This window comes from Bacteroides sp. 14(A), assembly GCF_000526555.1.
GTDB classification, from domain to species: domain Bacteria; phylum Bacteroidota; class Bacteroidia; order Bacteroidales; family Bacteroidaceae; genus Bacteroides; species Bacteroides cellulosilyticus.
In genome coordinates, this window is record NZ_JAGH01000005.1 from 1,107,178 (window position 1) to 1,121,003 (window position 13,826).

The window sequence follows — 13,826 nt, forward strand, 5'->3', positions numbered from 1 at the left end:
TATTTATTTATGAGTTAAACTAATGATTAAAAAGAGACACGTATCGTTCCCACGTACTGACGAGGAGTGGAATAAGAAGAGTAGTTCAATCCACCTACCGCTACTGCACCTTGCGAACGGGCACCTGCCAGGGCAGCTTCCGGGTCTACCGATGAGGCTGTAAAGGCAAACGGATTATAAACATTGAAAGCCAGATTGACTGATTTCAGATACTTCTTCGGCTTATAATCATAAGCTATTCCGATATTCCTAATTTTCAGGAAATCTGATTTCTCTACGAAAAAGTTAGTGAAATTAAGCCAGTTAGCCCCCTGGTCAAGTCCTTCCAGTGCTTTCTCTGGAATAGCATCGTCTTTCAGCCCCTTTGAGAAACGGAACTGGCGGTCGAACGAATGTACATAAGCTCCATATTGATAATCACCGCTGAGCATGAACGAAAGATTCTTATAACTTGCCGACAAAGAGAAGTTACCATAAGCTGTAGGAAGTGTAGAGCCCAGATTCTGTAAAGGAAGAATTTCCTTCAGTGAGTTATCCGGATTCAGTACGGCCTTATAACCACGGATGAAACCTACCGGTTCTCCTTCAGCTACCACCGTTTGAACCGTTCGCGAAGAGAAACCGCCAATAGCAAAAGGAACTGCATTACCAATACTCAGTACTTTATTATGATTCGTATTATAAGATGCATTCAGGCGAACATTCCAATCTTTTGTATCCACTAATTGCAGCCCAATGCTCAATTCAATACCTTTATTCTCTATTTCACCGACATTAGACAAATAGTTGGCAGACTGACCGGATGAAGGAAGGGACGGAATACTGAAAAGAGCGTCTTTGGTCAGAGCATAATAATAAGTAAATCCCAAATTCAATACACGGTTGAAAAGCACAGCATTAAAACCGGCTTCATACGAATGTTTCTTTTCAGGTGCCAGATCCGGATTTCCATATTTACCAAAAGAAGCGGCTTGTCCTCCCTGGAAAGAATTGAACGCCACAGTACGTTGATATTCAAAAGCAGGAGGATAACTACCGGCAATACCATAATTGGCCAGAATACGGAAACTGCTTACAAGATTATTCTCTTTCAGTCTCTGCATAAAAGGTTCTTCAGAGAGAACATAAGAAAGTCCTACTTTGGGATAATACTGCCAGCCTACATTGTCACCAAAAGCAGTATTATAGTCCGAACGCAATCCCAAATCAATGTAATAGCGGTCCAGGAAACCGATATTTTCCTGAATAAAGTAGCCGTAATTATACAGATAGCTTAGCCATTCATTAGAAGTTAACGTTCCCGCACCCTCTATTATCTGGGCACCATCACGTACGTTTGTTCCATTATATACCGACTGGTGGTCATAAGTGCTAAAAAACTGGAAGCCTGCCGTAGAGATCAGACTAAAAACATCTTTATAACGATATTTATGCTGTCCGTTTAAATCCAAAGTCAGACCGAAATAGTTGCGGTCGAAGTTGGAGATACTGCCTGCATCTGAAGTTCCTTCCGGCTTCTGCTGGGTGTGAATCAGATATTCATTAGTTATGATGTTCTTATTGGTATTCAATCGATAATCTACTCCTAATACCCCTTTGAAAGTCAGATTAGCCAGAGGAGCATAGCTCAGAGATTGGGAAGTCTGAAAACGCTTTACGGACTCACGGTTGTTTTGCAATGCCTCCGCTTTCGTAACAAAAGCCTTCATCTGAGCAAAAGTATAGTCATCTAAAGCGTCCAGATCAGCGCCATAATTCACCAGTTCGCCCGCTGCATCCGTATACCTGAAATTAGTAGCCGCAGCGCCTTCCGTAAACCATAATCCGGTATATCCTCCCTGGTTACCGTTGCGGCTTCTCGCAAAGTCTTCTATCACCATACCAAATGAGTTCTGATATTCAAACTGTTCATTGAATTTCATTCTTGAACCAAAGCGCAAGTCATATTTACGATCCTCGTTACCGTTCTTTATCAGAGTTCCCGTACCGTTACTCATGCTGCCGCCAAAACTATAACCGAACTTCTCTGTTCCACCGTCAAAGCCGACACGGTACTTCTGTGTGAATCCTGTCTGATGCAACAATTCTTTGGTACGTTTAAAATGATAAAACTGGGAAGAAGCAATATCCGCCTCCAATTGAGTTTCGGCAAAGAACGTAGTCTTCTGCTCCGCTCCTTTCTTTGTAAAAATCTGAATAACGCCATTGGCTGCATCTGAACCATAGAGGGTAGTGGCCGCACCACCCGTCACATACTCAATGTGATCGATATTCTCCATCGGAATATCACCGATAGAACCGGTCACTGCACTGTTTCCGCTTAATGAGTTATTCAAAGTTGCACCTGTGTTCATATTATCCACACGCACTCCGTCTACATAAATCACGGGAGTAGAGTTAGAAAAAGCAGAAGATAGACCTCTTGACTTTACCAGTGAAGTTGCACCTGCCTGGCCGCTGGACATCGTTATCTGCACATTGGGGAGAGCATTTTGCAACACCTGGTCTATACGCCCCTGTTTCATACGTTCCAGTTCCTTACTGCTAACAGTGGTTACATTCGATGATAACCGGCGTTTTTGCACCTCAGCCCCCTGGCCTGTTACCACAACCTCATCCAATTTGAAGTTATCCTGATCAAGTTCCACTTTCAATTCATCGACCGGACTTATAGCAACCAGCTGCGTTTCATATCCTATATAGGACACTTTCAACTTGCTCCCCTGGGCAGCAGTTATTTGAAACACTCCATCTATATCGGTAATGGTACCTACAGACGGATTATCATTCAAAACCAGTGTTACACCTGCCAACCGTTCCCGCGTCTTCTTATCAAAAACAATTCCCTTCATCCTGACTGTAGAAGCTTTCTTGGAAACTTCTTTTTTGAATATCAGGATTGAACTGTTTTCGATCTTATACCCTATTGTAGCGGGTAGCAATTTCTCCAAGACTTCTGTTATTTCCGCATTCTCTGTCTCAATACTGATTTTTGTATCTACATTAAGCACCTGCGAACTATAGGCTACCGTCAGCCCTGTCTGTTTCGTAATTCTAGCGAAGATTTCCTTTAAGGCAACTTCCCTACACTTCAGAGTTACTTTCTGAGCAGCCATAACAGAAGTCAAGCCCAGAAAAGCCATTAAAACAATCAAAATACCTCGTTTCATTTTTATACGTTAAATGATTAATGAAATTAATTCAATATGATCTTTATACGTACTATTGACACAAAGGGTAAGCTAAAGTGTATAACGGGAACATGTCTTTTACATGTCAATGCTATTTCATCCGTACCCGGATGGTATCTCCCTTCTGAAAACGGACAGGGGAGATTATTTCAAGTGTCTTCATCACTTCTTCCAAAGAGGCTTTCTTCACGCAAAAAGTATAAGAATACTGATAGACAACCGTATCTCCGACACAAAAAGGGACACCGTAATGCAAATCCAATTCTTTCAGCACTTCCTTCATCGGAGTATTCCGGAAATCGATCTCCTGTTCTTTCCAACGAATAAGCCCGCTTACTCCTTCCTGTAATTGAAGTATACAAGCGTTTTTCACCTTATTATATATAAGTGATTCGCCCGGACGCAAAGAGTATTCTTGCCGGTCACCATATAGTAAATCTACCTGCCCTTCATCCAGTTCAACTGTGATGTCCGGTTCGCAAGCATAGGCCTGCAAATGAAAAGAAGTTCCTGTCACTCGGATAGAAGCTTTATCCAAATCAACAATGAAGGGTCTGTGAGAATTCTTGCTCACCTCAAAATAAGCTTCCCCATCCAAAGTCACCCTACGCTCCGTCAGACCGAATTTATCCGGATAACAAAGACGGGAACCGGGATACAAGTAAACACGGGTACCATCCTGAAAAGCTATTTGCATCCGTTCTCCCTTCGCCACATAGATATCCTGGTAAAACGGAGGTTCAAAAAGAGAAACCTGCGTATTAAGATAGAGTAATATGGCTATAACAGCTGCAACGGGTACCATCGCCGCTACCACTTTTAGAGTTAGTCCGGCAAAACGTCTTCTCGAAATTTTCTTTTGCAGATTGCAGAATACCCTTTTACGGGATTCTTCACAGATACCATCATCCATATTTTCTCTTTCCTCAAAGAAATCGGCATCCATTTGCGCAGCAAGATACGCCTGCCCTTCATCCGTAGCCAGCCAACGTCCCCACTCACGTGCCTTTTCCTTACCGGCTTCACCAGCAAGTACCTTATTCATCATTACATCTTTTATTGCATTCATCAATATAATTCTTTGAGGTAGTATTTCAATAACTGTATGGATTGTGTATAATAGTTCTTCACTGTTCCCACAGGTATATTCAGTCTATGAGCTATCTCTTGATTATTCAACCCTTCATATATCTTCAGCAAACATATCTCCCGCTTAGCTCCCGGCAATTGCTTCACAGCCCGGTAGAAGCAACTCAGTTTTCTTTCTTCCTCCAGCTTTTCCTGCAAACCATCGTCTGCAATATCATTTTCTTGCTGGATGTTTTCATATTGCCTGACTATCCATTCATTTTTATCACGAATCATATTCAGAACATGATTCTTCGCCATTGTATAAAGGTAATTTTTCAGACTCGCTGTAATGCAAACAGAAGAACGGGATTCCCATAAACGCAAATATACCTGCTGAACCACGTCTTCCGCAAGTTCTCTGTCTTGCAAATACTTGCAAGACAAGGAGTATAGCATAGAATAGTACTTATTATATATCTGCGTAAATGCATCCTGACTGCCTTGTCTGAGCAAGGAAAGCAAGTACTCGTCCTCGTAAAAAGAGTCACCTGTCGCCATAACCGGAATATTTTAAAAGAAAATGCAAAAGTATGCCCAAGAGAAGGATTTTCCGGTTACAAGCAAATTATATTTCTGTTACAAGCCTCTGCCATATACTAAAAATGACCGCTTATGAGCGGTCATTTTTAGTATATGCAATCTGTTTTTATCTTAATCTTAATCTGTCACCTACTTCCGGTATATATTCATCATCTTTCCGATTCATCTTGTACAGGTTCTTCAACCGTATACCATATTTTTGTGAAATGGTATGCATGGAATCACCATCTTTCACAATGTAAACTGTATGTGGTTTAGAGGCTTTCTTTTTCTTACTTTTCAAATAGATAATATCACCCGCTTCCAATGTATAATCCTTATGCAAATCATTATACTTCACCAGTTTCTTCCAACTGATATCGAATTCCTTACCCAGGAAACGGAAAGTATCGCCATCACGAGCTACAACATAAGCTATGTCATTAGCTATATATACCTGATGCGGATTAGCCAGCCAGGGTTTCTTCTTCAATTCCTTCTCCCAATTACGGGCTTCACGCTTACTCATGCCACGACTGTCATACTTATAAAGGTCATAATCCTCTATGATTGTTATCAGTCGATTAGCATAAGAGGGATCAGTTGCATATCCGGCTTTCTTCAGACCGCGTGCCCAACCTTTATAATCTGTAACTTTCAGATCAAACAGGAAAGCGTAACGCGCACCCCTTTTCAGAAAAGCGGAGTGATCTTCATAAGAATCCCTGGGATTGCTGTATGCACGAAAACATTCATTGCGGGCATCATCATCATGACGCACCGTACGTCCACGCCAGTTACTACCGCATTTAATGCCGAAATGATTATTACTTTTGCGTGCCAGTGCACTCTGTCCGGCACCACTTTCAAGAAGCCCTTGTGCCAGGGTAATACTGGCAGGTATCTTGTGTTCCTTCATTTGCTGTACGGCAAGCGGAGCATACTTCTCTATATATTCCACGTAACGGGTATTCCGGCGCTGTGCCTGGGCGGCAACGGTACAAACCAGAAGTGCCAGGATTGCAGTGAGTCTGATAGCGTTAATTCTATTCATATCAGTAAAAGTTGAGGTACAAAAATCTTAAAAAGAATTGGAATTACCAATCTCTTTTCTAACTTTGTAACATTAATTACAATATACATCACTGCCTTATGAAAGATTTGACCTTACAAATTGACATTAAAATATACGATTATAATGAATTAAGTGATGCTGACCGCCAACTGATGGATGCCGCACGCGAAGCTACCCAACGCAGTTATGCCCCCTACTCGCACTTCTCCGTGGGTGCCGCTGCACGTTTGGCAAATGGTACAGTTGTCACAGGTACCAATCAAGAAAACGCAGCTTATCCATCGGGACTTTGTGCCGAACGTACTACCTTGTTTTATGCAAACTCCCAATATCCCGATCAGGCAGTAGAAACACTTGCCATTGCTGCACGCAATGAACGGGATTTTTTGGATGATCCGATTCCACCCTGTGGTGCATGCCGTCAAGTGATGCTTGAAACAGAAAAACGCTTCAAACAACCGATGCGCATTTTACTCTTCGGGAAAAAGGGTATTTACGAAATGAAGAGCGTAGGCGCTTTGCTGCCTTTATCATTTGACGCGTCTTCTATGGAATAATACTTCCAAAACTTATTTCCCTATCCATTTACTGACCATCCTGCGTAACTCGAGTGGCGAAACTGGTTTGGTCAAAAAGTCATTGCAACCCACATTAAGTGCCAATGCCCTATCATCGTCATAAGCAAATGCCGTAAGTGCAATGATGGGCACCTGAGCACCGTTTTCCCTTAACATAACGACTGTATCTATCCCGTTCATACCCGGCATCTTCATATCCATAAAAATGAGATCAGGAGCTTGAGTATTGAAAAGGTCTATAGCTTCATTGCCGTCATGTGCTCTCAGCAGACGGTAATCCTTTCTGAGAAGCGCCTCGATCAACAAGTAGTTACTATCTATATCCTCGGCCACTAGAATTAGAGGTTTATAGTTCCTTGAAACGATCTTTATAACTTGCTCTCCACCCTTTGTTACAACATCCGAATCCAATGAGGCATCGAGTGTATACGGATGTGTAAACCAGAAACACGAACCTTCTCCTTCACGGGAGTTTACTCCAATCTGTCCTCCCATCCGTTCTACTAAACTCTGACATATAGACAAACCAAGACCGGCACCCTGTGAAAAAGAGTCGAGTTTTACAAAACGACTGAAAATCTCATGCTGCTGTTCAGCAGGAATACCTTTACCGGTATCCGTTACACAGAAATGCAACAGACCGTCATCTTCCAATCTATAGGAAAGAGTGACCGATCCCTTGGTTGTAAATTTTAAAGCGTTAGTTATGAAGTTAGAAAGCACCTGCATAATTCGATTCTTATCGGCATCAACCATTATCTGCGGTGAACTTTCGTCAAAACGTAACCCCACCGCCTCCTCATGTTTTTTATGCGAACAGGTGGAAATGACTTCGCGGCAAAGTCGGGCCACATCCACTCTTGTTATAATAAGCTCTACTGTACCGGCCTCTATTTTAGAAATATCCAAAATATCAGAAATAAGATTAAGCAGCAGTTCGTTGTTCTCCTCTACCAGAGACATGTATGATTCACGCTCATCATCATCAGCTTCGGCAAGCAGGCTTGAAAAGCCCACGATAGCATTCAAAGGAGTGCGTATTTCATGGCTCATGTTCGCAAGGAATGCTGATTTTAGTCTATCCGACTCTTCCGCTTTTTCCTTTGCCAAAATCAGCTCCAGTTCTACCTGCTTACGAGTAGTAATATCAGTGGCCAATTCCATGATTGCCCATCGTCCGTCGAGCCATTTTATCGCCATACTCTGGATGGTATACCAACGTTCGGTAATTGGATTATAGTCTTCCCAGAAATGAACACCTGTAAATTTGCGATCAGCATCGAGCAACTGTGGTTTCGGGCAATGCGCACACAATCCATTCAATCCTGCATTCAGCATTTTCCAGCATTCTGCATTTCCCGAAACCTGTCCGGCTTCTTCCCTAAAAGGCTTATTTGCAAAAAGCACCTTCTGTGTATCATAATCACAAACAAAGATATTTGCATTGATATTATCCAACACCTTTTGCATGGTTCGCTGAGACAATTGCAGGGAAGTTTCTACTTGCCAGCGTTTCGTAGCGGTAGATACAATTTGCGATATTTGGCTCATTAGTTCCACATCTTTTTCGTCCCACTGCTTATTCCAGCAAAAGTTAAATGACAGGAAGCCGAAATGCACCCCTAACTGCGACAAAGGAAAAACAGCAATAGCTTTTACACCTTGAATTTCAAGCATCTGAGTAATAAAGGGATCAAGTGAATAAATATCAGACGTACAGATGATATGGTTTTCTTCGAGCATATCGAACCAAGGCTTCCCCGCTTCAATAGTCATACTCCGCAAGTAATCTATAGCCGGTTCAATACCATCGTTACACCATTCATTGGTGCATCCGTACGTAATTCCGTCAAGGTGGTTTTCCCATGTTGCCAAACGATCAACGCCGGTATAACGACCGATTTCTGCAAGTGCCATATTCATGGCTGTGGGTATGTCCGGTTCCAGTTGTAATATTTGCAATACTTTTATGAATAATGCCTGCCGCCGGTTGGTTGCTTCCAGATTTTCTTGGATGGCAATCAGGTCCTTAGATTTTTCTTCGACCATTTGTTCGAGCCGGTTACGGTACTGTTCCAGTTCCATGCCGACTCCTTCTTGTTCGGAATCAGTAGATTTCATACGAGATTTATTGAGATAAATTAAATATAATGATTAATTGTTCTCTGACGAGATACACCCTATATTTTGCAAATATATGGTTTTATTTGGCAAACATATGGTTTTATTCTACAATTTAAGAAAATCTTCTTAAAAACGGTATTTTACCTAAAAGTCTAATAATCGAAGGCTTATCGAAATACTCAGAATATCCACCTTTTAATAGTAATATTGCAATATCCAAAAGAAATACCTATCTTTGCACCCACTAACTAATAATTACTACGATGAGAATTTCCAAGTAAAGACAAACATTTCGGTAAACATCACTTTTTACATGCTTTATAATTCAGAACGCTGAGCATCACAAACGTGAATGTTTAGCCAATACTGTGTTTGTCTATCCCCTCCACAATCGAGATTTTATTGTATCCAAAGCATTTTTGGGTACAGTGTATTCACCTCTTTAAACACAGTATTTACCATGAGTATTATTATCAGAGATCTTAGCTATGTCCATTCCGACAAAGAAGTCTTATTCCAACATTTGAACCTTGTTATCAACCCAGGAGATAAAATAGCGCTGACTGGAAACAACGGTTGCGGAAAATCCACTTTAATGCGGATTATTGCAGGTGATTTATCTGCTACAACCGGAACGGTCAGCCACCCGGAACATCTCTATTATGTGCCTCAACATTTCGGGCAATATGATGACCGGACCATTGCACAGGCTTTAAGGATAGATGGCAAACTGAAAGCCTTACATGCCATTCTAAACGGAGATGTATCTGAAAAACATTTCACCACACTGAATGATGACTGGAATATTGAAGAACGTGCCCAAGCTGCCTTGTCGGCCTGGGGAATGGATGGTATTCCCCTCTCCCGTCTGATGGGCGGATTAAGCGGGGGAGAAAAAACACGTATCTTTCTTGCCGGCATGGAATTGCACTCACCTGTCGCTATTCTGCTGGATGAGCCAACAAACCATCTGGATGCAACAGGACGGCAACGGTTATATGATTTCGTACGGCGCACTCCGGCCATTGTACTTGTTATCAGCCATGACCGTACCCTACTAAACCAGTTACCTGCCATTTGTGAATTAGCCTCTAACGGACTAACTTTCTATGGCGGCAATTACGATTTCTTTAAGGAACAAAAAGGAATCCAACTGAACGCCCTGCAAGAGCAACTGGAAGAAAAGCAAAAAGCCCTGCGACTTGCCCGGAAAACTGCCCGTGAATTGGCGGAACAAAAGGCAAAACAGAATGTACGGGGTGAAAAGGCTGCTATCAAGAAAGGTATTCCCCGCATTATGATGGGTACTATGAAAAACAGGGCGGAAGTAAGTACTAATAAACTAAAAAGTGTACATACCGAGAAAGCTGAAAAGTTACAGCAGGACATGCAAAACATAAAAAGTACTCTTCCCCTTGTAGAGAAATTAAAAACAAATTTCAATGCCTCCACTCTGCACGAAGGTAAGGTATTGGCTACTGCAAAAGAAATGAACTTTCAATATCCGGATGCTCCCCAACCCATGTGGACAACACCGTTAAGCTTTCAGTTACGGAGTGGCGACCGCTTATATATTGAAGGCAATAATGGCAGCGGCAAAACCACATTGTTGAAACTACTTTGCGGAGATCTTTCTGCCGTCAGTGGAACACTTGACCGTATTGATTTCAGCACAGTTTATCTGGATCAGGAATATTCTCTTATCCATAATGAATATAGTATTCTGGAACAAGCGGAATATTTCAATCGGCGCCACCTGCCGGAGCATGAGCTGAAAACGATATTGAATCGTTATCTCTTCCCAGCAGCTACATGGAACAAGTCTTGCAGGTTACTTAGTGGTGGAGAAAAGATGCGCCTTTCCTTCTGTTGCCTGATGATTGCAGATAACACCCCAGATGTTTTCATACTGGACGAACCGACCAATAATCTGGATATTGAAAGTATCGAGATCATTACAGCAACTATCCGGGACTATACAGGAACGGTAATCGCCATATCACATGATAAGGAATTTCTGAAAGAAATAAACTGTAAATCATGGATTAAGTTAGAAAGCAAATAGCTTACTAACTTCTTTTTTCTCTTACTTACTACGAAAAGGTTTACCAGTTATACAACTTATACAGCCTGGGTTATACAACTCAACACGTATGAGTTATATAACTGGTAAGGCTTTCGTAAATGAATAGATAAGACAAGAAGGAGCCGTAAGTATAAAGGTTCTTCCGTTAAATCATAAAAAAGTACTATTTTTGCAATTGAAGGCATATTAAGAATCACTTCATCAATGAAAAGAAAAAGAATATAAATCAATACGTTATGGCAGGCATCAAAGATTTAGGGACATTATTATCCAGTATCGATCCTGTTCTGGATGAACGCAGTTTTGTTTTTTGTACTTTTCCCGAATTCCACTGGGATGATGTACATCAATTGAACCCCATCGGCTTTTTCCATGAAAAAGAGGGACTGACGCTTATCATCACCCAACAAGAGGCTATTGATAAAAATATAAATTATGAATCTGTTTATAAGCTCATTTCCCTAAATGTACATTCAAGCTTGGACGCTGTTGGATTAACAGCCGCATTTTCAACTAAATTGGCAGAAAAGAATATTAGTGCCAATGTGGTTGCCGCGTACTACCATGATCACATTTTTGTGCCTGAAGAAAAAGCAGAGCAAGCTTTAGCCGCTATTTCCGAGTTTCGTCTACAAAGCCATCCGGTTCGTCTCAAATAAAAGAGTAGCGTATTACGGAGACCTATCTTTGTCGCATTAAACCAAAAACGATAAAGATGGATAAAACTAAAGTATTAGTAATAATTGCATTACTAATTTCAATTTGCTCTTTCGGAAAAGAAGTTTCTAATATCCCCGGACAAGCATCGACTGATAATGAGAATATCCCACAAAGTAGTGGACGCCCCGTACAAACACTGCGAGGAGTAGTCAATGATCGGGCATCAGGACATCCTATTCCGTATGCTACGATACAGTTGACGGATATTCCGGGATTAGGGATGATGTGCGATAGTCTCGGACGTTTCGCACTTCCAAAAGTTCCGGTAGGCCGTCATTCTGTACAAGCTTCTTTCATGGGATATGAGTCAGCGACTGTACGGGAAATTCTGGTGACTTCCGCTAAGGAAGTTTATCTGGAAATAGCTTTGCAGGAAAGCGTAAACGAACTGAGCGAAGTAGTGGTCCGTGCGCACAACCGGAACGAAGCCATGAATAAAATGGCTGTCGCAGGAGCACGTATGCTCAGCGTGGAAGAAGCGAGTCGCTATGCAGGTGGATTTGATGATCCGGCCCGACTGGTTGCTTCATTTGCCGGAGTAACGCCAAGCGTTTCCAACAATGGTATATCTATCCACGGTAATGCCCCGCATTTATTGCAGTGGCGACTGGAAGATGTGGAAATTCCCAATCCAAACCATTTCGCAGATATCGCCACCTTAGGAGGTGGAATTCTGTCCTCACTCAGTGCACAAGTTTTAGGAAACTCCGACTTCTTCACAGGTGCTTTTCCGGCAGAATACGGCAATGCTGTTTCCGGTGTCTTCGACATGAAGCTACGCAACGGAAACAACCAGCGAAATGAAAACACATTCCAGGTAGGTATCATGGGAATAGATTTCGCCTCCGAAGGGCCGTTAAGCAAGAAACATAAGGCTTCGTATATCTTCAATTACCGCTACTCCACTACAGGATTACTGAACGTTGACTTAGGTGGAAAGATGGACTATCAAGACCTGAACTTCAAACTAAACTTCCCCACCCGCCACGCAGGCACTTTCGCCGTATGGGGCACTGCATTACTTGACAAATATAAAAGCTCACTCGAAAAGAATCCGGATAAATGGGATTATCTGGAAGATGCCGGACAGGGACGTTCTACGCAGTACATGGCAGCCGGAGGTGTTACCCATCGCTACTTCTTTAATGAAAACACGTTGCTGAAAACCACACTTGCCGGAACCTATTCCGACCAAGAAGCCATACAAACCACTTATGACAGAGAATTTAATCCTTCACCTAACATCGATCAGAACAGCAGAAGCACAAACCTGATACTGACTTCGTCACTGAACCGGAAAGTAAATAACCGTTTTACCAATAAAACCGGATTAACCTTTACACAAATGTTCTACAACATGAATTTAGAACTTGCTCCATTCATTGACCAACCGTTGGAAACAATCTCAAAAGGAGACGGAAACACCAGTTTGATTTCAGCCTACAACAGTTCCGCATGGGGAATAAACGATAAACTAAGCCTGAACTTCGGCCTGCACGGACAACTACTCACACTAAATAATCGTTGGACCCTTGAGCCACGTGCCAGCCTGAAATGGCAAACAAATACCCGGACTTCCTTTGCTTTGGCTTATGGTATGTATAGCCGTATGGAAAAAATGGACGTTTACTTTGTAAAGACACAAAGTACCGGTGACCGGTCAGTAAACAAAAACCTCGATTTCACCAAAGCACACCATCTGATGCTCTCATTCGCCTATAAGGTTTCAGAAAATACAAGTCTGAAAGTGGAACCTTACATTCAGTTCCTATACGATGTGCCCGTCATGCGCGATAGTTCTTTTTCAGTGCTTAACCGAGATGAGTTTTTCGTGGAAAATGCTTTAGTGAACAAAGGACGAGGGCGCAACTTCGGTGTAGACTTCACATGGGAACGAGCACTGAACAAAGGCCTCTACTACATGATAACTGCCTCCCTGTTCGATTCCCGTTATTGCGGTGGCGACGGTGTCTGGCACAACACACACTTTAACCGAAAATATGTATTGAACGGGCTAATCGGCAAAGAATGGATGTTGGGACGCAATAAACAAAACATTCTCAGTGTCAATCTGAAGCTCACTCTGCAAGGCGGAGAACGCTATGCTCCGATAGATGTGGAAGCAACGATGGATCACCCCGATAAAGAAGTACAGTATGATGAAATGCGGGCATATTCCATTCAACGTTCTCCGATGTTGATTGGTAATTATACAGTAAGCTACCGCATCAATAAACGACGTGTATCTCATGAATTCTCCGTGAAAGGCCTCAACTTTACGGGCAGCAAAGAGTTCATTCAGCACCTCTATAATATAAAAACAGGAAAGATAGAGGTAAGTGAACAGAAAACAGGTCTGACCAATATCAGCTACAAAATAGAGTTTTAATTTAGGATAATCC

9 protein-coding genes are annotated in these 13,826 nt (G+C 42.1%); 4 read left to right on the forward strand and 5 right to left on the reverse strand.

The annotated features are described in order from the left end of the window. Positions 1-26 precede the first annotated feature (26 nt). The 4 genes from K429_RS0127470 to K429_RS0127485 all read right to left on the reverse strand — a co-directional run bounded on the left by K429_RS0127470 (position 27) and on the right by K429_RS0127485 (position 5,895). Positions 27-3,170: a SusC/RagA family TonB-linked outer membrane protein gene (locus K429_RS0127470; protein ID WP_007216384.1), complete on the reverse strand. Its 3,144-nt coding sequence runs from the start codon at positions 3,168-3,170 to the stop codon at positions 27-29. 112 nt (positions 3,171-3,282) lie between these two features. Continuing rightward, a complete protein-coding gene (locus K429_RS0127475; protein ID WP_029328842.1) occupies positions 3,283-4,260 on the reverse strand; it encodes a FecR family protein in 978 nt (325 codons plus the stop codon). Further along, positions 4,260-4,820, reverse strand: a complete 561-nt coding sequence (locus K429_RS0127480; RefSeq protein WP_007216382.1) for an RNA polymerase sigma factor — start codon at positions 4,818-4,820, stop codon at positions 4,260-4,262. The genes K429_RS0127475 and K429_RS0127480 overlap by 1 nt, the downstream gene beginning before the upstream one ends. A gap of 148 nt (positions 4,821-4,968) precedes the next feature. Next, positions 4,969-5,895 carry a glucosaminidase domain-containing protein gene (locus K429_RS0127485; protein WP_007210005.1) on the reverse strand — a complete coding sequence of 309 codons (927 nt, stop codon included), beginning with the start codon at positions 5,893-5,895 and terminating at the stop codon, positions 4,969-4,971. A 98-nt stretch (positions 5,896-5,993) separates the two neighbouring features. Here K429_RS0127485 and cdd point away from each other — a divergent pair, with 98 nt between their 5' ends. Then, positions 5,994-6,473 carry a cytidine deaminase gene (gene cdd, locus K429_RS0127490; protein WP_007210006.1) on the forward strand — a complete coding sequence of 160 codons (480 nt, stop codon included), beginning with the start codon at positions 5,994-5,996 and terminating at the stop codon, positions 6,471-6,473. 12 nt (positions 6,474-6,485) lie between these two features. Here cdd and K429_RS0127495 read toward each other — a convergent pair whose 3' ends face one another. Beyond that, positions 6,486-8,615, reverse strand: a complete 2,130-nt coding sequence (locus tag K429_RS0127495; RefSeq protein WP_029328843.1) for a GAF domain-containing hybrid sensor histidine kinase/response regulator — start codon at positions 8,613-8,615, stop codon at positions 6,486-6,488. A gap of 463 nt (positions 8,616-9,078) precedes the next feature. Here K429_RS0127495 and K429_RS0127500 point away from each other — a divergent pair, with 463 nt between their 5' ends. From K429_RS0127500 to K429_RS0127510, 3 genes are all read left to right on the forward strand, one after another. After that, complete coding sequence (locus tag K429_RS0127500) at positions 9,079-10,683, forward strand: ABC-F family ATP-binding cassette domain-containing protein (protein WP_029328844.1); 1,605 nt, start codon at positions 9,079-9,081, stop codon at positions 10,681-10,683. A gap of 257 nt (positions 10,684-10,940) precedes the next feature. Beyond that, complete coding sequence (locus tag K429_RS0127505; protein WP_029328845.1) at positions 10,941-11,363, forward strand: ACT domain-containing protein; 423 nt, start codon at positions 10,941-10,943, stop codon at positions 11,361-11,363. Positions 11,364-11,419: 56 nt separating this feature from the next. Further along, entirely contained in the window at positions 11,420-13,813 is a 2,394-nt protein-coding gene (locus K429_RS0127510; protein WP_029328846.1) for a TonB-dependent receptor, read from the forward strand. Positions 13,814-13,826: the final 13 nt, after the last annotated feature.